At 68.1% G+C, this 18712-nt stretch carries 15 protein-coding genes and 1 pseudogene; 7 read left to right on the top strand and 9 right to left on the bottom strand.

Annotation, left to right across the window (positions count from 1 at the left end):
- Window positions 1-107: 107 nt before the first annotated feature.
- Complete coding sequence (locus tag ACFWPX_RS34550) at window positions 108-500, top strand: nitroreductase/quinone reductase family protein (protein WP_378932587.1); 393 nt, start codon at window positions 108-110, stop codon at window positions 498-500.
- 23 nt (window positions 501-523) lie between these two features.
- On the opposite strand, the gene glgB is transcribed toward ACFWPX_RS34550, so the two are convergent.
- The 3 genes from glgB to ACFWPX_RS34535 are packed head-to-tail and all read right to left on the bottom strand — an operon-like array spanning window position 524 to window position 5322.
- Window positions 524-2680 carry a 1,4-alpha-glucan branching protein GlgB gene (gene glgB, locus ACFWPX_RS34545; protein WP_378932584.1) on the bottom strand — a complete coding sequence of 719 codons (2157 nt, stop codon included), beginning with the start codon at window positions 2678-2680 and terminating at the stop codon, window positions 524-526.
- Window positions 2680-4680, bottom strand: a complete 2001-nt coding sequence (locus ACFWPX_RS34540) for a maltotransferase domain-containing protein (protein WP_378932581.1) — start codon at window positions 4678-4680, stop codon at window positions 2680-2682. Before ACFWPX_RS34540 ends, glgB begins: the two co-directional genes overlap by 1 nt.
- 51 nt (window positions 4681-4731) lie before the next feature.
- Window positions 4732-5322 carry a TetR/AcrR family transcriptional regulator gene (locus ACFWPX_RS34535; protein ID WP_378932577.1) on the bottom strand — a complete coding sequence of 197 codons (591 nt, stop codon included), beginning with the start codon at window positions 5320-5322 and terminating at the stop codon, window positions 4732-4734.
- Between the two features lie 79 nt (window positions 5323-5401).
- On the opposite strand from ACFWPX_RS34535, the gene ACFWPX_RS34530 reads away from it, so the two are divergent.
- The 6 genes from ACFWPX_RS34530 (at window position 5402) to ACFWPX_RS34505 (ending at window position 12108) form a co-directional block, all read left to right on the top strand.
- The gene (locus ACFWPX_RS34530; protein ID WP_378932573.1) at window positions 5402-5821 is read left to right on the top strand and encodes a VOC family protein; all 420 of its coding nucleotides are present in this window, start codon (window positions 5402-5404) and stop codon (window positions 5819-5821) included.
- A 36-nt stretch (window positions 5822-5857) separates the two neighbouring features.
- Window positions 5858-8428 (top strand): alpha-glucan family phosphorylase, encoded by a 2571-nt coding sequence (glgP, locus tag ACFWPX_RS34525; protein WP_378932570.1) that lies wholly within the window; start codon window positions 5858-5860, stop codon window positions 8426-8428.
- Window positions 8429-8511: 83 nt separating this feature from the next.
- Window positions 8512-9873 carry an NCS2 family permease gene (locus ACFWPX_RS34520; protein WP_378932567.1) on the top strand — a complete coding sequence of 454 codons (1362 nt, stop codon included), beginning with the start codon at window positions 8512-8514 and terminating at the stop codon, window positions 9871-9873.
- Window positions 9874-9941: 68 nt separating this feature from the next.
- Window positions 9942-10355 carry a hypothetical protein gene (locus ACFWPX_RS34515; protein ID WP_378921615.1) on the top strand — a complete coding sequence of 138 codons (414 nt, stop codon included), beginning with the start codon at window positions 9942-9944 and terminating at the stop codon, window positions 10353-10355.
- 185 nt (window positions 10356-10540) lie between these two features.
- Entirely contained in the window at window positions 10541-11089 is a 549-nt protein-coding gene (locus tag ACFWPX_RS34510) for a DoxX family protein (protein WP_378921617.1), read from the top strand.
- Between the two features lie 209 nt (window positions 11090-11298).
- The gene (locus ACFWPX_RS34505; protein ID WP_378932564.1) at window positions 11299-12108 is read left to right on the top strand and encodes a hypothetical protein; all 810 of its coding nucleotides are present in this window, start codon (window positions 11299-11301) and stop codon (window positions 12106-12108) included.
- Window position 12109: 1 nt separating this feature from the next.
- Here the strand turns inward: ACFWPX_RS34505 and ACFWPX_RS34500 are convergent, their stop codons facing one another.
- The 6 genes and pseudogenes from ACFWPX_RS34500 to ACFWPX_RS34475 form a co-directional block, all read right to left on the bottom strand.
- Complete coding sequence (locus tag ACFWPX_RS34500; RefSeq protein ID WP_378932561.1) at window positions 12110-13411, bottom strand: glycosyltransferase 87 family protein; 1302 nt, start codon at window positions 13409-13411, stop codon at window positions 12110-12112.
- A 188-nt stretch (window positions 13412-13599) separates the two neighbouring features.
- Window positions 13600-14304, bottom strand: a complete 705-nt coding sequence (locus tag ACFWPX_RS34495) for a hypothetical protein (protein WP_378932556.1) — start codon at window positions 14302-14304, stop codon at window positions 13600-13602.
- Window positions 14305-14399: 95 nt separating this feature from the next.
- The gene (locus tag ACFWPX_RS34490) at window positions 14400-16445 is read right to left on the bottom strand and encodes an ATP-dependent DNA helicase (protein WP_378921625.1); all 2046 of its coding nucleotides are present in this window, start codon (window positions 16443-16445) and stop codon (window positions 14400-14402) included.
- A gap of 55 nt (window positions 16446-16500) precedes the next feature.
- Window positions 16501-17037, bottom strand: coding sequence for a hypothetical protein (locus tag ACFWPX_RS34485; protein WP_378932553.1), 537 nt, complete (start codon window positions 17035-17037; stop codon window positions 16501-16503).
- 11 nt (window positions 17038-17048) lie between these two features.
- Window positions 17049-17603, bottom strand: a complete 555-nt coding sequence (locus ACFWPX_RS34480) for an isochorismatase family protein (protein WP_378932548.1) — start codon at window positions 17601-17603, stop codon at window positions 17049-17051.
- A 73-nt stretch (window positions 17604-17676) separates the two neighbouring features.
- Window positions 17677-18573: pseudogene (locus tag ACFWPX_RS34475) on the bottom strand (nicotinate phosphoribosyltransferase); the annotation flags it as partial.
- Between the last annotated feature and the right edge of the window lie 139 nt (window positions 18574-18712).

Here is an 18712-nt window from a genome sequence, read left to right as displayed (position 1 = left end):
GTTCTCACCGGCCCCGCCCCATTGTCCGCACCCCGGACTACACCCCCCCCCCCCCCCACCCGGGGGGGGGCGGCTTCGTTGTGTGGCACCGGTGCTACGGTCGAAATATGGCGTCCAAGAACGATATTCAGCATCGGATCGTCACCGCGATACAGCGGCGGCTCAATCCGATCCTTGGCAAGCTGCCCGGTCAGCAGCTGCTAGAGACGGTCGGGCGGGTGAGCGGGCAGCCGCGGGTCACACCGATCGGTGGCCGGCGCGTCGGCGACGAGTTCTGGCTGGTCTCCGAGTTCGGGGATCGCTCGCAGTATGTGCGCAACATCAAGGCCGATAACAAGGTCCGGGTGCGCCTGGGCGGGCGCTGGTACCCGGGGACCGCCGTGCTGCTGCCCGGCGACGATGCGCGGGCCAGGCTGCGGCAGCTGCCGCGCTACAACAGCACCGCGGTGCGGGCGTTCGGTACCGACCTGCTGACGATCCGGGTCGACCTGGAGCGTTAGGCCCTTCGCCGCGGCCGTGCGGATCAGGGCTTCGAGGACAGCCAGAGGGCGCTGTGGGGGGCCATGGTGACGGTGGCCGAGGCGGGGTGGCCGTGGCTGGGGGTGCTGCCCGCGGTGACGATGCCGAGGTTGCCGATGCCGGAGCCCGCGTATTCATGGGCGTCGGTGTTGAGGATCTCGTGCCAGGAACCGGCGTGGGGCAGCCCGATGCGGTAGTTCTCGCGGGTGGAGCCGGAGAAGTTGAAGACGGCCGCTACCGCGCTGCCGTCGGTGCCCCAGCGGAGGAAGGCGAAGACGTTGGCGGTGCTGTCGTCGGCTTCGATCCAGGAGTGGCCGCCGGGGGTGGCGTCTTGCGTCCACAAGGCGGGGTGGGCGGTGTAGGTGCGGTTCAGATCGGCGACCATGGTTGAAATGCCCTGGTGGAGTGGATTTTCCAGCTCATGCCAGTCCAGGCCGCGGTCGTTGTCCCACTCGCGGAACTGGCCGAATTCCTGGCCCATGAACAGCAGTTGCTTGCCGGGGTGGGCCCACATGTAGGCGAGCAGGGCGCGCACGCCGCTCGCCTTGGCGAAGTCGTCGCCGGGCATGCGGGTCCACAGCGTGCCCTTGCCGTGCACGACCTCGTCGTGGCTGATCGGCAGCACGTAGTTCTCGCTCCACGCGTAGACCAGCGAGAACGTCATCTCGTTGTGGTGCCAGGAGCGGTGGATCGGGTCGCGGCCCAGGTAGCCGAGGGTGTCGTGCATCCAGCCCATGTTCCACTTCATGCTGAAACCGAGGCCGCCGACGTCGGTGCCGCGGGTGACGCCTGGCCAGGTGGTCGACTCCTCGGCGATGGTGACCACGCCGGGATGGGCGCCGTGCACGGTGTCGTTGAGTTCCTGCAGGAACTCGACCGCTTCCAGATTCTCCCGGCCGCCATAGATATTCGGCTCCCAGCCGCCTTCGGGGCGGGAGTAGTCCAGGTACAGCATCGAGGCGACGGCGTCCACGCGCAGGCCGTCGATGTGGAACTCCTCGATCCAGAAAGCGGCATTGGCGACCAGGAAGTTGCGGACCTCGTTGCGACCGAAGTCGAAAACGTAGGTGCCCCAGTCGAGTTGCTCGCCGCGGCGCGGGTCGGGGTGTTCGTAGAGCGGGGTGCCGTCGAAGCGGGCCAGTGCCCATTCGTCGCGGGGGAAGTGCGCGGGGACCCAGTCCAGCAGTACCCCGATACCCGCGTTGTGCAGGTGGTCGACGAAGTAGCGGAAGTCGTCGGGGCTGCCGAAACGCGAGGTCGGGGCGTAATACGAGGTGACCTGGTAGCCCCACGAACCGCCGAACGGGTGCTCGGCGACCGGGAGCAGTTCGACGTGGGTGAAGCCGGTCGCGCGCAGGTAATCGGCGAGCTGGTGGGCCAATTCGCGATAGTCGAGGCCGGGTCGCCAGGAACCGAGGTGGATCTCGTAGGCGCTCATGGGGGAGCGGACCGCATCGGTTCTCGCGCGCTGGTCGAGCCAGGCGCTGTCGGTCCATACATGGTCGGCGCGGGTGACCACCGACGCGGTCGCGGGCGGTACCTCGGTCGAAAAGGCAAGGGGGTCGGCGTGATCGACGACACGTCCGTCGGCGCCGCGGATCCGGTACTTGTAGCGCGTGCCGGGTCCGACGCCCGGCACGAACACCTCCCACACCCCGGAGCTGCCGAGCGCGCGCATCGGCGCCGAGGTGCCGCTCCAGTGGTCGAAATCGCCGAAGACGGTGACACCGCGGGCATTCGGCGCCCAGACCGCGAAGGAGGTGCCGTCGACCTCGCCATCGAGGGTGGTGTAGTGGCGTGGGTGGGCGCCGAGTACTTCCCAGAGGCGGGTGTGCCTGCCTTCGCCGATGAGGTGCAGGTCGAATTCGCCGACGGTGGGCAGGAAGCGGTAGCCGTCGGCGGAGATCACGGTCTGGCCGCCCGGGTACTCGGCGCGGATCCGGTAGTCGTCGATCTGCGGATAGGGCAGGACGGCGTCGAAAATGCCGTGGCCCAACGACTTCAGCCGATGTTCGGACTCGCCGACGAGCACCGTCACCGTGTCGGCGTGGGGGCGCAGGACCCGGACCGCGGTGCCGTCGGCATGAGAATGCGCGCCGAGGACGGTGTGCGGGTCGGTATGGGTGCCCGCGGCCAGCAGCATGAGGTCGCGGCGCTTCATCACAGTGTCTCGCGGTAGGCCAGCGGTGCGCGGGCGGCGGCGGGGACTCCCGGCAGCGACAGGATGTGGGCGACCGCGCGCGCGGGGTCGAGGCGCACGAAATTGCGCTGGCCCCAGTGGTATTCCTCGCGGCTGACCTCGTCGAAGACCACCGGATGGTCGTGCCATTCGCGGCCGATAGCGGGGAGATCGAGCGAAATGTGGCCCTGCTCAGCGGCATAGGGGTTCAGGTTCACGATTACCAGGACCGCGTCGCCGGTGATCGGATCGATCTTGGAGTAGGCGATCAGCGCGTCGTTGTCGACGTGATGGAAGTGGATGCTGCGCAACTGTTGCAGCGCGGGGTGATTGCGGCGGATCTCGTTGAGGCGGGTGAGCCACGGTTCCAGCGATTCGCCGCGTTCGAGGGCGCCGCCGAAATCGCGAGGACGCAGTTCGTACTTCTCCGAGTCGAGGTATTCCTCGCTGCCCTCGCGGACGGCCTCGTGTTCGAACAGTTCGAAACCGGAGTACACGCCCCAGGTGGGGGACAGGGTGGCCGCGAGGGCGGCACGGATGGCGAACATGCCGGGGCCGCCGTATTGCAGGCTCTCGTGCAGGATGTCGGGGGTGTTCACGAACAGATTCGGTCTGGCTTCGTCCGCCTTGGCGGCGATCTCGCAGCCGAACTCGGTGAGTTCCCACTTGTGCACGCGCCAGGTGAAATACGTGTACGACTGGCTGAAGCCGCGGCGGGCCAGGCCGTAGAGACGGGCCGGGCGGGTGAACGCTTCGGACAGGAAGATCACGTCGGGGTCGGTGCGGCGCAGCTCCGTGATCAGCCACTCCCAGAAATCGGCAGGCTTGGTGTGCGGGTTGTCGACGCGGAAGATGGTGACGCCCAAGGAGATCCAGTGCCGGACTACGCGCAGGATCTCGGCGTAGAGACCGTCGGGGTCGTTGTCGAAGTTGACCGGGTAGATGTCCTGGTACTTCTTCGGGGGGTTCTCGGCGTAGGCGATGGTGCCGTCGGGGAGGGTGGTGAACCACTCCGGGTGGGCGGCGACCCAGGGATGGTCGGGGGCGCATTGCAGGGCCAGGTCGATGGCGACATCGAGGCCGAGAGCTGTTGCCTCGGAAACGAATTCGACGAAGTCCGCTTCGGTGCCGAGTAGCGGGTTCACGGCATCGTGTCCGCCGTCTGCCGAGCCGATGGCCCAGGGGGAGCCCACGTCGCCGGGCTCGGTGGTGAGGGCGTTGTTGCGGCCCTTGCGGTTGATCTCGCCGACCGGGTGGATCGGGGGGAGATAAACGACGTCGAAGCCCATGCCCGCGATCCGGGGGAGTTCGCGGGCCGCCGTGGCGAAGGTGCCGTGGACCGGGTTGCCCTCGGCGTCGCGGCCGCCGGTGGAGCGGGGGAAGAATTCGTACCAGGAGCCGACCAGCGCGCGGCGGCGTTCGACCAGGACCGAGAACTGGGTGCCACGGGTGACCATCTCGCGCAGCGGGGTGGCGCGCAGGATCTCGGCGACCTCCTCGGAGAACGCGGGGGCGACCCGGGACGGGAGCTGTTCGTCGCCGCGCAGGGCGGTGGCGGCGGCGCGCAGGCGTTCGAACTGCTTCTTCGGGACGGCTTGGGCGGCGCGTTCGAAGAGGATGGCGCCGGTCTCTAGGTCGTTGGCCAGGTCGGCGGCGGTCTGGCCGACGGACAATTTCGCTTCGACGGCCGACCGCCAGGTGGCGATGGGGTCGCTCCAGCCTTCGACGCGGTAGGTCCACACGCCCGGAGTGTTGGGGGTGAACAGGGCGTTGAAGACGTCGGGTTGGTAGTCGGGGGACATGCGGATGCGGGTGATCCGGGAGGAGCCGGGGGCCCGGACTGCCAGGGTGGCGGCTACCGCGTCGTGACCTTCGCGCCAGACGACGGCGCGGACGGGAAACACCTCGCCGACTGCGGCTTTGGCCGGGCGGCCGCCGGGGATGGACGGGGCGATGTCATCGATGGCAATCCGGCCGGTCACTCGGCTAACTTACTGCATTTTTGCTGGGTGGGGAGCGTTCGTGGCCGGGGGTCAGGCGATACGTATGCCCGCGAGGAGCCGGTCGAGGGCGGCGATGGTGTCGGTCAGCGCGTCGGGGTCGGTGGTGGTGGCCAGCCACAGCGCGGCCTCGTTCATCGCGCCGGAGAGCAGTTGGGTCAGCGGGGCGATCGGTTGGGGAGGAAGAACACCGGCGTCGACGAGCGATTGCAGGGCTTCGCGGAGGTGGCGGGCCGAATTGGCCTCGTCCATGGCGCGCCATTCGTGCCAGCCGAGGACGGCGGGGCCGTCGATCAGCAGGATCCGTTGGACCAGTGGGTCGGCGCAGGCGCGCAGGAACGCGGCGCAGCCGGTGGTCAGCTGCGTCCATGGGTCGGCCTCGGTGTCCGCGGCGGCGGCCACCTGCGCGCCGACCTCCTCCTGCACCTGCGTGAGGACCGCGCGGAACAGGTCGGCTTTGCTGTCGAAGTGGTGATACAGCGCGCCCTTGGTAACCCCGGCCGACGTCACGATCTCCGACAACCCCACGGCGGCATAGCCTTTCGCGGCGAACAACGCCCTTGTCTCGGCCAGCAGGACGCGCCGCGTCTCCTCGCGCTGCCGCGTCCGCCCCGTCGATGTCATCGACCGTCCTCCCATTGACCTACCGGTGGTATGTGAACTATCGTACGATACATACCAACGGTATGTGAAAGGTGATCCCATGAAACTCAGCGGCTACTACCCCGTTCTCGCCACACCCCGGATCGCGGAATCGCGCGACTTCTACACGACCTGGTTCGGCTTCGAGATCGTCTTCGAGGCGGACTGGTACATCAGCCTGCGGCGGCCGGGCGCCGACGACGAGCCGACCTACGAGCTGGCCTTGCTCGACCCCACCCACCCCACGATCCCGGCGGGCTTCGGTAAACCGGTCCAGGGCGTATTGCTCAACTTCGAGGTCGACGACGTCGACGCCGAGTGGGACCGGCTCGTGAAGACCGGCGGCCTGCACCCCGAACTCGAGCTGCGCACCGAAGACTTCGGCCAGCGCCATTTCATCATCGCCGACCCCGCCGGCGTCCTGATCGACGTGATCACCGAGATCCCGCCCAGCTCCGAGTTCGCCGCACTGTTCACCTGAGCCCCCGGCGCGGGCGCGATCGTTTATTCTTCCGGGGTGAAGGCACTTCGTCGGTTCACTGTCCGTGCCCATTTGCCGGAGCGGCTCGCCGCGCTGGGTGAGTTGTCGACGAACCTGCGGTGGTCGTGGCACGGCCCGACGCAGGATCTGTTCGCCGAGCTCGACCCGCGGTTGTGGCGGACAGTCGGCCAGGACCCGGTGCGGATGCTCGGCGAGGTGCCCGCCGAGCGGCTCGACGAGCTCGCTGCCGATCCCGGGTACACCGGGCGGGTCGACGCGGCCGCCGCGGGATTGCGCGACTATCTGACTCGGCCGCGCTGGTTCCAGGAGCAGACCGGCACCGACATCGCGGGGATCGCCTACTTCTCGATGGAGTTCGGCGTCACCGAGGTGCTGCCGAACTATTCCGGCGGTCTCGGCATTCTCGCCGGTGATCATCTCAAGGCCGCGTCGGATCTCGGTCTGCCGCTGATCGGCGTCGGGCTGCTGTATCGCTCGGGGTATTTCCGGCAGTCGCTGTCGGCGGACGGCTGGCAGATGGAGCACTACCCGGCGCTCGACCCGCAGGGTCTGCCGCTGCGGCTGCTCACCAGCGACGGCTCGCCGGTGCTCATCCACGTCGGCATGTCCGAGGGCCGGGTGCTGCGGGCCAGGGTGTGGATCGCGCAGGTTGGCCGAATTCCGTTGCTGCTGCTCGATTCCGATATCGCGGAGAACGATCCCGAACTGCGCGCCGTCACCGACCGGCTCTACGGCGGCGACCAGGACCACCGCATCAAACAGGAGATCCTGGCCGGAATCGGTGGCGTCCGCGCGGTGCGCGCCTACACCCGCGCCAACGGCCTCCCCGATCCCGATGTCTTTCACATGAACGAGGGTCACGCGGGTTTCCTCGGTGTCGAGCGCATGCGTGAATTCATCGCGGGCGGACTGGATTTCGAGGCCGCGCTCGCCGCGGTGCGGGCGGGCACCGTGTTCACCACGCACACTCCGGTTCCCGCGGGCATCGACCGGTTCCCGATGCCGTTGGTGCGCAGGTACTTCGGTGGCTCGCACGGTGAGTCCGAATCCGCTTTGCTGCCAGGACTTTCCGTCGACCGGATCCTCGCATTCGGCCGGGAGGGCGATCCCTCGGTGTTCAATATGGCGCACATGGGTCTGCGAATGGCTCAGCGCGCCAACGGTGTATCGAAACTGCACGGTGAAGTCAGCCGGGAGATGTTCGCGGCGCTGTGGCCGGGATTCGACGCGGCCGAGGTGCCGATCGGCTCGGTCACCAATGGCGTGCACGCCCCGACCTGGGCCGCGCGCGAGTGGATCGACAAGGCGCGCGAACTCGTCGGCCCCGAACTGGTCGAGGAGGCGCGGGGCTGGGAGAAACTCAGCGATGTCGACCTCGGTCAGCTGTGGTCGACGCGAAACACGTTGCGCGGCGTACTGATCGCCGAAGTTCGGCGCAGGCTGCGCGAGTCGTGGCGACAGCGCGGCGCCGCCGACGCCGAACTCGGCTGGATCGACGACGTCTTCGATCCGAACGTGCTCACCATCGGTTTCGCCCGTCGTGTACCCACCTACAAGCGGCTCACCCTCATGCTGCGCGACCCCGACCGACTGCGCGCGCTGCTGCTCGACCCAGAACGTCCGGTGCAACTGGTGGTCGCGGGCAAGAGCCACCCCGCCGACGACGGCGGCAAAGCGCTGATCCAGCAGGTCGTGCGGTTCGCCGACGACCCCGAGGTGCGCAGGCGCATCGTCTTCCTACCCGACTACGACATGTCGATGGCCCGCTACCTGTACTGGGGTTGCGATGTGTGGCTGAACAATCCGCTGCGCCCGCTCGAAGCCTGCGGGACCTCGGGCATGAAGTCCGCGCTCAACGGCGGTCTCAACCTGTCCATCCGCGACGGCTGGTGGGACGAGATGTTCGACGGTGAGAACGGCTGGGCCATCCCCACCGCCGACGGCGTCCGCGACGAGGCCCGCCGCGACGACCTCGAGGCCTCGGCACTCTACGAACTCGTCGAACGCACTGTCGCGCCGCGCTTCTACGACCGTGACGGCAGTGACGTGCCGGTTCGCTGGACCGAGATGGTGCGCCACACCTTGCAGACCACCAGCCCCAAGGTCCTGGCATCGCGGATGGTGCGCGATTACGCCGAGCAGTACTACGGACCCGCGGCCGCCGCGTTCGCGCGAGCCGCCGCCGACAAATTCACGGGTGCTGTCGAGGTCGCCGAGTACCGCAGGCGGGTCGACGCCGCGTGGCCGTCGGTACGGATCGCGCAGGTGGACAGCTCGGGCCTGCCCGACACCCCGGTGATCGGCGCGGAACTGTCGCTGCACGCGCGCATCGAGCTCGGCGGGCTCGCGCCCTCGGATGTGGTGGTGCAGGCGGTACTCGGCCGGGTCTCGCCGACCGACGACCTCTCCGACACGACCACCCTCGAGATGCACCACACCGGCACCGACGACGGCAGCGAGCTGTATTCGATCCAGGCTCCGGTCCCGCTGTCGGGCGCGGTCGGATACACCGTTCGTGTGCTTGCCCACAACGAGCTGCTCGCCTCCGACGCCGAACTTGGCTTGGTGGCCGTCGCGGGCGCGTAACCGTACACGGTGACCCGAGTGCCGGGTTATTCGATTCAGTGAACTTTCCGCTACCGTTCCGAGGTCGAACATAGAGGAGAGTCATGGCCAGCGATGTCGTCACCCGCGCCCGAGGGCGCATCGACGGATATTTCGGTATCTCGTCGAGCGGGTCCACCTTCAAGCGCGAGGCGATGGCGGGCACGGTCACGTTCCTGGCGATGTCGTATGTGCTGGCGGTGAATCCGTCGATCCTCGGTGACGAGGGCGCCCTCGGCGACAAGGGCATCCCGATGCAGGCGGTCTTCACGGCCACCGCCGTCGCCGCGGTCTTCGGCACGCTCGTCATGGGCATCTGGGCGAAGTACCCGATCGCGCTCGCGCCGGGCATGGGCCTCAACGCGTTCTTCGCCTACACGGTGGTGCTCAGCATGGGCATCCCGTGGCAGGTGGCGCTGTCGGGCACCTTGCTGTCGGGCATCATCTTCTTCATCTTGGCGGTCACGAAGGTCCGGGAACGGATCCTCAACGCGATTCCGTTGCAGATGAAGTTCGCGGTCGGCGCGGGTATCGGTTTGTTCGTGGCGTTCCTCGGTCTGAAGAACGCGGGCATCGTCGTCAACAGTGACGCCACGCTGGTGGCCCTCGGCGATTTCACCAAGGGCACCACCCTGCTGGCCATGTTCGGCCTGATCGTGACCGTGATCTTCCTGGTGATCGGCTGGCACGGCGCCGTGCTCTACGGCATCGTCGCGACCACGATCCTGGGCATGGTGACCGGACTGGTCGGCATGCCGGACGGCATCGCCGAGATGCCGAAGGGCCTGGATCAGACGTTCGGCCAGGCGATCATCCACCTGCCGGATGCCTTCACCGGGCAGATGATCGTGGTCGTTCTCACCATGCTGTTCGTCGACTTCTTCGATGCCTCGGGCACGCTGATCGGCGTCGCCAACCAGGCCGGTCTGCTGAACAAGGACGGCACCCTGCCGCGCGCGGCAAGTGCGCTGGCCGCCGACTCGGTCGGCACGACCGCGGGCGCGATCATCGGTACCTCCACCACCACCGCCTATGTCGAATCGACGGCGGGTGTGTCGGCGGGTGGTCGAACGGGACTCACGGCGGTGACCACCGCGGGCTGGTTCCTGCTCGCGATGTTCTGCTATCCGATCTTCTCGGTGGTCGCCGCATCGGCCGAGATCACCTCGGCCGCGCTGATCGTGGTCGGCATCCTGATGGCGCGTTCGCTGGGTGATATCGATTGGCAGAATCTCGAGTACTCGGTGCCCGCGTTCATCACTGTGATCATGATGCCGCTGACGTATTCGATCGCCAACGGGCTGGCGATGGGCATGATCTTCTACCCGATCGTGATGGTCGCCAAGGGTCGCATCAAGGACGTGCACCCGGCCATGTGGGCGCTGATGGTGCTGTTCCTCGCGTACTTCATCTTCCTGGTCGAGTAGACGTTCCGGCCATAGGTATGTCTATACTCAGGCTAGCCTAGGCTTGCCTAACTAGAGGAGATCTACCCATGAAGCGCTCGCTTGTTGCCGCGTCGATGGCGTTTGCCACCATCTTCGCGCCGGTCACCGCGGCCGTCGTCGCCACCGCCCCCGCCGCGATCGCCGCGCCGGCCACGCCCTCGGCTGGTCAGCTGTACGGCAAGCTGCAGGCGGCCATGAACGGCTCGTCGGCCGAGCTCGAGTCGGGCAACGCAGGCGGCCTCTCGGTCGTGCGCGACACCGTGAACCGGATCCCCGGCTACAGCTGGGATGTCTCCGGCCCGGTCACCGTCGACGGCGACACCCTCTCTGCCACCCTGAACAGCCGCCTCGGCGACTACGCCTTCCCGATCCCGGTGACCTGGAAGAACATCGACGGCACCTGGAAGCTGTCGCAGGAGTCCGAGCAGACTCTGGTCAGCTACGCCACCATGGCGTGGTGATCTGAGGAATTTTTTCGATCAGGGCCGTCCCGGTGGGGCGGCCCTTTTCGATCGATTGTGACCGGGATCACATAATTGCCGGGAATGGCGTGAAATAGTGGTACTGGACCCAGGGTTGTGATCGAGGAAGGCAATCGGACCACGGTCCGGTTGCGGGCATGTTTCGAATCGCAGATGAGGACACGATGACCGACACCGCTACCCGCACCACTCCTACCGTCACCACCGACGAGACCAACGCCGCAGGCATCGGCCTGCTGGTGTTGCGCCTCGGCTTCGGTGGACTGATGGCCGCCTACGGATCCCAGAAACTGTTCGGCTGGTTGCACGGACCCGGCTGGCGCGCCAATGCCGACGGCTTCACCGGCATGGGCTACAACCCCGGCGAAGTCTTCGGCACACTGGCCGGGCTCGCCGAATTGGTCGGTGGGCTGTTGCTGGTGTTCGGGCTGTTCACGCCGCTCGCCGCGGCCATTGTGCTCGGGACGATGATCAATGCCATCAACCTGCTGTGGAGCAGTGGGCTCTTCCCTGCCGATCCGTCGGTGCAGGGGTTCTCGACGCCGCTGTTGTTCGCGTTGGCCGCGACCGCGTTGGCGTTCACCGGGCCGGGTCGTTTCTCGCTCGACGCCGGGCGGCCGTGGCAGCGACAGGGCGTGGTGTGGGGCGCCGGGGCCGTCGCGCTCGCCGTCGTGGCCGCGGTGGTGACGTTGATCTTCAAGGCTGTGCTCTGATCCGATCGTTGTCAGGAGGCGGCGCGGTGACCGGGATTTCGGTTGCCGCGCCGCCTCTTTCGTTCGACGCCGAGTCGATTCGTCATCGGTCGTATGCCCGTGGTTCCGCCGAGCACGCGCGGGGAGTCGGTGGCAGCGATTAACCTCGTGGCGGCGCTTGTTCTCAGCGGCGTCACCGCATTGTCCGTGCATGGAAGAGGAGAGCTGCGATGAAGGCTTACGACCTGGGTTTCGGGGACTCGGCGGACAAACTGGCCGAGACGCCCGATGGTGATCCGCTGGCTCTGGACGCGCCGGTGCGCTCCGGCTGGATCGGCAGCGAGGGCCCGGCGATCGATCCGGCCACCTGGCCGCGCGGACCCGTCACCGGCCTGCCGATGATGCACGCGCTCACTCTGCGTCTGCCCACCGATTTCCAGCGCCGCGGCTCCGGGTTTCCCGCGATCGCGCTCTTTCAGGGCGAGGGGCAGTTCGCCGGTACCGATGCGGTCGAGGCCGACGCGTCGTCGGACGATCCCCTTGCCCGCGATTTGGTCGCCACCCGCCCGCACCCGAAATCGCAGATCATGCACGACGAGATCGGCGGCGCCTTCGCCCTGATCTGGCTCACCGAAAAGGAATTCGCCGGCGGCCCGGTCGCCCCGCCCGCCGACATTCGCAGGCCCGGATCGCCGACCGCGAGCGATGAGGGCTGCAATGCCTGGGACGATGTCCACCCCACCGTCGGTGTCTGGCTCGCCGAGCGCACCGCCGACCCCAACGTCGGCATCCCCCCGGTCGAATACGAGCCCGACACCAAGTACCAGGACCCGCTCACCGAGGACTCCGGCTGGACCACGTGGGCCGAGCCGCTCTTCGGCCGCTCCCACCTCGGTGGCACCGCGTTCCCCGTCCAGGCTCTGCCCGAGGGGTTGACCCCGTACTACCTGGAGATCGAAGAGATCTCCGGCATGAACTTCGGCGGCGGCAATGCCCAACTCGACTTGGAGTCGGGCGTCTTCGATTGGTCCTGCGGGTAGTTCAGTTCATCATCGCCGGGCGGTCGTCGTCGGGGTGCGGGGCGGCGGCGGCCCGGGTTCCGGGTGAAAGCTGTTCAGGGACAGGGAGATCGATAACCGGCTCGATGGGGGCCGGGGGTAGCTTGCGCGTGCGCAGGTGCAGGGCGATGCCTGCCAGGGTGATCAGGTAGATGATCACGTAGATGTTCATCAGGACCTGGGGCAGCGGCCACCACGGGGGAAGCAGGAAAGTGCCCACGCTCACCCAGGTGGGGGTGTAGGTGTAGGTCCAGGCGGCGGTGGCCACGTAGACGGCGGCCGCGGCGAGCCACCAGGGGGCGCGGGTTTGGGCGCGGTGGATCAGGTAGACGAGGAGCGGGACGAACCAGACCCAGTGGTGGCCCCAGGAATACGGGGAGACGGCGCAGGCGGTGAGACCGCCGAGGGTGACCGAGAGCAGGGGTTCGCCGCGACGGACCAGCACAGCCGAGAGCCACAGGGCCACCAGTGCGATCGGTATCGCGATCAACAGCCACAACCACACCGGCGCGGGGCCGTGGGTGAGGTGGGCGACGGCGCCGCGCAGGGACTGGTTGGCGGGGTGGACGTCGGGGGCGATGCGCCCGGAATGGAAGAACGTCGACGTCCAGTACTGATAGGAATCGCTCGGCAGTACGAGTGCGGTCAGGCCGATCGACGCGATGAAGGTGAGCGCGCCCGTCGCGGCGGCGCGCCACTGCCGTTGGGCGAGGTACTGGGCGATGAAATACAGCGGGGTCAGCTTGATGCCCGCGGCGATGCCGACGCCGATACCGCGCAACGTGCTGTTCTCGGCGCGGGAGAAGTCCCACATCACTACCAGCATCAGCACCAGATTGATCTGCCCGTAGTAGAGCGTGGTGCGCACCGGTTCGGCGAACGTGCAGGCCAGGGTCAGTAGTGCGCTGACGGCGGCCAGCTTGGGGGTGGCACGGTAGCCGAGCATCCGGAAGCTTTGCAGGACAACCCCGAACAGCACAAGCAGGTTGAGCACCATCCATGTCGTGGTGACGTGCGCCCACGGAACCAGCAGCAGCGGCAGGAACACCAGGGCCGAGAACGGTGTGTAGGTGTAGAGCAAGCCGTAGTGCGTCGGGTCGATGTAGAGCGCGCGTTCGTGCACCACCCGCCAGCCGCCGTCGCGGTAGATGTGGACGTCGAGACCACCGACGAGAATGCCGCCTTTGTCCATCCACGGATCCATGGTCGTGAACAGCAGTGTCACGCCTGCGACAGCGGTGCCGAGTAGCAGAAGCAGCGTCAGGGTCGTGCGCGGTAGTGCCACGCCTCGAGATCTCTCCGCCACGGCCGTGCTACCGGCCGGCCCGCATCGTATGCACGACTAAGAACTTACCGCGCCGGGTCGACGGCGGTCGGTGGCGGACCGACTTCGGTAGGAAAACGACATGAAAGCGGGTACGGCTGTCGGCGAAGCGTTCTCGGCGGCCGCCGAGCGCTCTGTACCCGCGCCCATCAGGCGGCCGGACGCAACGTCAGCATGGTGTCGGCGCCGTGGTGGAACTCATATCCGGTCTTTTCCAGGGAGGTGGAGATGCCCTTGTCGTGGAGTTCGGTGCGCAGGTGGTCGATGAGGTCGTCGAGCGGGGCGCCGGTGTAGTCGAGCAGCGGGTAGACGCGGGTTTCGGTGGTGGCGACGCGGGCCAATTCGAGCAGGGCGGCCAGATGGAAGTCGGCGTCGAGCCGGTCGGCGTAGCTGAACAGCAGGTGCGAGCTCAGGGCCAGATCGAACGCGTCGTCGGGGCAGGGGAGTGTGGGTAAGGAGCCGGCCAGGTAGCGGTGGGGCGCGGCGCGCACGTCGTCGGCGAAGCGGGCGGCGGCGCCGCGGCGGATCGCGGCGTGCTCGGTGGTGGAGCCGTACCAGTCCCAGCGGTAGCGATCGGCATGGGAGTGCGCCCAGGCCACGGCGCGTTCGGTTTCGGGGGTCGCGCGGGCGGCCAGTTCGATCGGTGGGGTGGCGTAGATGGGATCGATCGCGGTGACCTCGGCGCCCAACGCGCTCGCCTCGGCCGCGAAACTCGCTGCGCCGCCGGGACAATCGAGGACACGACGACCGGAAAGATCATCGTCGGAGAGATGGAACATCGCGCGGTACTCGGCCAAAGATCGTGCACTGACCAGAAATTCGCCGAGTACCTCGCCATCGGCGTGGTGCATCATCACCACACGTTCTCACGAGTTGCGTTCGCACGCTCGCGGATTCACGAGTGTGGTCATCGTGATTGCAAGACTCGACTTGCAAATATCGCCGTCGCTCAGGCGGTGTCGGTGAGCCGACGCAGTGCCTTGGCGACCACTTCGGGATCGCTGGTCTCCCAGTACGGCGGCAGCGACGCGCGCAGGTAGCTGCCGTAGCGGGCGGTGGCGAGACGGGAATCCAGGATCGCGACCACGCCGCGGTCGTCGACACTGCGCAGCAACCGGCCGGTGCCCTGGGCCAGCAGTAGCGCGGCGTGATTGGCGGCCACGGTCATGAAGCCGTTGCCGCCGCGCGACTCCACCGCCCGCTGACGCGCGGTGAGCAGCGGATCGTCGGGCCGCGGGAACGGAATGCGGTCGAGGATAACGAGACTCAGCGACGGGCCGGGCACGTCGACGCCCTGCCAGAGGGTGAGGGTGCCGAACAGTGAGGTGGCCGGGTCGTCGGCGAATTTGCGCACCAGCGCGCCCATCGAATCGTCACCCTGGCACAGCACGGGGGTGTCGAGCCGTTCGCGCAGCGCCTCGGTGGCGGCCTTGGCGGCGCGCATCGAGGAGAACAGGCCGAGCGTGCGGCCACCGGCGGCGGTGATGAGCTGTTCGATCTCGTCGAGGTAGGCGGGCGAGAGCCCGTCGCGGCCCGGTGCGGGCAGGTGTTTGGCGACGTAGAGGATGCCGGACTTGGCGTGGTCGAAGGGGGAACCGACGTCGAGGGCGTTCCAGCGCACCGATTCCAGGTCGGCGGGTGCGGTGGCGCCGTTGGCCATGGCCGGATCCACCTTGCCGCCCGACTGCGACGGCAGGCCCCAGGTGATCGCGAGCCCGTCGAACGAGCCGCCGATCTGCAGGGTGGCCGAGGTGAGCACGACCGTCGCGGTGCCGAACAGCCTGCTGCGCAGCAGTCCGCCGACCGACAGCGGCGCCATTCGCAAGGTGCGGCGGGCGACGCCGCGCATCTCGTCGGCCGACAGCCAGATGACATCGCGGCGGGCGGCGGGGTCGGCCTCCTCGAAGGCGGTGAGCGCGCGGACCGCGGCGTCGTGTACGTCGTCGATGGCGGCCACGGCCATCGTGCGGGCGGCGGCGTTGTCGGGGTCGTCCTGGGTTTTGACGCTGCCGGTCGGCGCGATGGCGGTACGCGCGTTCCAGGCCGCGTCGCGGACCAGTGCGAGCACGGGCGCGATGCCGTCGGGCAGCTGGTCCCAGCGGCCCGGCGGCAGGTCTTCGAGCGCCTGGTGGAAGGCTTCCGCGGCGCCTTCGAGCCGGTCGACCTCGCGTTCGTCGATCAGTTTGGTGCAGCGGCGGGCAGCGGCGCTGATCGCGGTCGCGGCCAATTCGGCGGTGGCGACGCCGGTGACGCGGTCGACCAGTTCGTGCGCTTCGTCGATCACCACCACGTCGTGTTCGGGCAGGATCTGGATGCCGCTGATGGCGTCGATGGCCAGCAGCGCGTGGTTGGTCACCACCACGTCGGACTGGGCCGATTCCGCGCGCGCCTTCTCGGCGAAGCAGTCCTGGCCGAACTGGCAGCGCGACTTGCCGAGGCATTCGCGCGAGCCGACGCTCACCTGGCGCCAGGCGCGGTCGGTGACGCCGGGGGCGAGTTCGTCGCGGTCGCCGGTTTCGGTGTCGGAGGCCCATTCGTTGAGGCGCTGGACTTCGCGGCCGAGGCGGGAGATGGCGAAGGCGTCGAACAGTTCGGCCTCGCCGCCGGTGTCCTCCGGGATGACGCTGTTGATCTTGTTCAGGCAGAGATAGTTGTTGCGGCCCTTGAGGATCGCGAACTTGGGCACCCGGCCGAGTGGTTTGGTGAGCGCCTCCGCCAGACGCGGGAGGTCGCGGTCGACGAGCTGGCGTTGCAGCGCGATCGTGGCGGTGGAGACCACCACGGTGCGGCCGGTGCGCACCGCGTGGCGCAAGCTCGGGATGAGGTAGGCCAGCGATTTTCCGGTGCCGGTGCCCGCCTGGACCGCGAGGTGTTCCTTGGTGTCGATCGCGTGGTCCACCGCGGTGGCCATGGTGGTCTGCCCGGTGCGTTCCTTGCCGCCGAGGGCATGCACGGCGGTGACGAGCAGGTCGGCGACGGCAGGAAGTTCGGGCACGCTGGCAGCTTATCCGCACCCTCGGACACGTTCGCCCGAGCTGCGGCGAGCCCGGTCAGGACTCGCGGACGAAGTCGTCGATGTGGTCGCGGACGTAGTCGAGGACGCGCTGTTCGAAGTCCTGGGGTTCGTTGATGTCGTAGATCTCGTCGGGGTCTTCGGCGCGGTCCCCGGCGGGGCGGCGGATCTGGTCGGGGGTGGCGAGGGTTTGGTGTTCGTCTTCCCAGAAGCGGTCGAGGTCGTCGTTCGGGGAGCTGATGGAGGCGTCACGGGCGGCGATGATGGCCGCGGCGGCCAGTTGGGGCATGCCTGCTGCCCGCAAACCCCTTGTCGCCCAGGGGAGTTCGCTGCGGCGGGTTTTCAGGTAGCTCGAGAAACCCGCGTCCAGGACGCTGGTGTGCAGGCTCGACAGTGCCAGCAGGTGCGAGAAGGCTGGGGGGAGCTTGCCGAACGCGCCGATGCCGAGGCGCTGGAGATCGTCGGTGGCCGGGTTCGACCAGAAGACGGTGTCGGCGGCGTCGTGGATGCTGTCGGTCTCGGCGAGTGCCTTCGTCAGGGCGGATCGGGTGTGCGCCGGGAATCGATAGTCCATGTGGCAAGTATTCAGGGGCGCAGGCGGACGCCCGCATCGCGGAGGGTGGCCAGGGCGGATTCGGTCGTGTGGGGGGCGACGCCTGCGGTGAGATCGAGCAGGACGGTGGTGTCGAATCCGGCTTCGGCGGCGTCCAGAGCGGTGGCGCGGACACAGTGGTCGGTGGCTATGCCGACCACGTCCACGGCGTCGATGCCGTGGGCTCGGAGCCAATCCGTGAGGGTGGTGCCGTCCGCTGACGCGCCTTCGAATCCGGAGTACGCGGCGGTGTATTCGCCCTTGGAGAAGGTTTCCTGGATGGACGAAGTATCGAGAGCCGGGTGGAAATCGGCGCCGGGGGTGCCCACTCGGCAGTGGGGTGGCCACGTGTCGACGTAGTCGGGGTCGGTGGAGAAGTGGGGGCCGGGATCGATGTGCCAGTCGCGGGTGGCTACCACCGCGTCGTACTGCTCACCCGCGACGAAATCGGTGATCGCGGCGGCTACTGCCGCGCCGCCCGCTACCGCGAGGGAGCCGCCCTCGCAGAAGTCGTTCTGTACATCCACGATTATCAGGCCTCGTGCCATGTCATCCTCCACCTCGTTCGACCCGACCATTCTCCGCCGCGAAACGCCGAGCGGCCACCCGGCTTCGCGGTACTCAGCCGAGGAACGTTGTCGGCACGGCGGGCTCGCCCGCGGAGAGTTTCAGCCCTTCCCACGGCAGGCTGACCAGGCCGCGCGCGACCAGTTCGCGACTCTGCGCCAGCGTCGCGACATCGTCGACCACCTTGCCGCCGCGAACCAGCGGAACCTGCAGCTCCCGCACCTGAAAACCGTTGGTACCCGGTGCTTCTCCGCCTTCGGGGTAGACGATCTCCTCGACGATCGTGCCGGTGGCGCGGGCCAATCGCACCGCCTTCTTTGTCCCGCCGCGTGACTGTTTGTGGCTCGACCGTTTGGCGACCGGGATGCCGTCGACCTCGACCAGCTTGTAGACCATGCCCGCGGTCGGGGCACCCGAACCGGTGACCACCGCCGTGCCGACGCCGTACACGTCGACCGGTTCGGCACGCAGTGCCGCGATGGCGTACTCGTCCAGATCGCCGGAGACCACGATGCGGGTGCCGGTGGCGCCGAGTTCGTCGAGCTGGTCGCGGACCTGCCTGGCCAGCACGCCGAGGTCGCCGGAGTCGATGCGCACCCCGCCCAGCTCGGGACCCGCCACCTCGATGGCGGTGGCGACGCCCCTGGTGATGTCGAAGGTGTCGACCAGCAGCGTGGTGCCGATGCCGAGCGCGTCGATCTGGCTGCGGAACGCCGCTGCCTCGTGTTCGCCGTCGGCGCCGCTGTGCAGCAGGGTGAACGCGTGGGCGCTGGTCCCCGCGCCGGGCACGCCGAAGCCGCGCACGGCCTCGAGGTTGGAGGTGGCGTCGAAGCCGGCCAGGTAGGCGGCGCGCGAGCTCGACGGCGCGGCGAGTTCGTGTGCACGCCGCGAGCCCATTTCGATCATCCGCCGACCGGCCGCCGCGCTCACCATGCGCGCGGCCGACGAGGCGAGGGGGGGGGGGGGGGGTTGTATTTGATGCGGGCGGGGGGGGGGGGGGCGGGCAGGACGTGGAAAGTCGCGGCCCCGCCGCGAGGCGGGCGGGGGGGGGGGGAGACGGGGAGGGGCGGAGTGAGGCGATCGGGCGGGG

Source organism: Nocardia sp. NPDC058518 (assembly GCF_042719655.1).
GTDB lineage: Bacteria > Actinomycetota > Actinomycetes > Mycobacteriales > Mycobacteriaceae > Nocardia.
The sequence above is the reverse complement of the archived record's forward strand: the minus strand, read 5'-3'. Positions and strand labels throughout refer to the sequence as shown.

What these genes read in the sequence shown, in the direction of transcription:
- ACFWPX_RS34550 (WP_378932587.1), top strand. Translation starts at nt 108, where the DNA reads ATGGCGTCCAAGAACGATATTCAGCATCGGATCGTCACCGCGATACAG.
- glgB (WP_378932584.1), bottom strand. Translation starts at nt 2,680, where the DNA reads ATGAAGCGCCGCGACCTCATGCTGCTGGCCGCGGGCACCCATACCGAC.
- ACFWPX_RS34535 (WP_378932577.1), bottom strand. Translation starts at nt 5,322, where the DNA reads ATGACATCGACGGGGCGGACGCGGCAGCGCGAGGAGACGCGGCGCGTC.
- ACFWPX_RS34530 (WP_378932573.1), top strand. Translation starts at nt 5,402, where the DNA reads ATGAAACTCAGCGGCTACTACCCCGTTCTCGCCACACCCCGGATCGCG.
- ACFWPX_RS34520 (WP_378932567.1), top strand. Translation starts at nt 8,512, where the DNA reads ATGGCCAGCGATGTCGTCACCCGCGCCCGAGGGCGCATCGACGGATAT.
- ACFWPX_RS34515 (WP_378921615.1), top strand. Translation starts at nt 9,942, where the DNA reads ATGAAGCGCTCGCTTGTTGCCGCGTCGATGGCGTTTGCCACCATCTTC.
- ACFWPX_RS34510 (WP_378921617.1), top strand. Translation starts at nt 10,541, where the DNA reads ATGACCGACACCGCTACCCGCACCACTCCTACCGTCACCACCGACGAG.
- ACFWPX_RS34505 (WP_378932564.1), top strand. Translation starts at nt 11,299, where the DNA reads ATGAAGGCTTACGACCTGGGTTTCGGGGACTCGGCGGACAAACTGGCC.
- ACFWPX_RS34495 (WP_378932556.1), bottom strand. Translation starts at nt 14,304, where the DNA reads ATGATGCACCACGCCGATGGCGAGGTACTCGGCGAATTTCTGGTCAGT.
- ACFWPX_RS34485 (WP_378932553.1), bottom strand. Translation starts at nt 17,037, where the DNA reads ATGGACTATCGATTCCCGGCGCACACCCGATCCGCCCTGACGAAGGCA.
- ACFWPX_RS34480 (WP_378932548.1), bottom strand. Translation starts at nt 17,603, where the DNA reads ATGGCACGAGGCCTGATAATCGTGGATGTACAGAACGACTTCTGCGAG.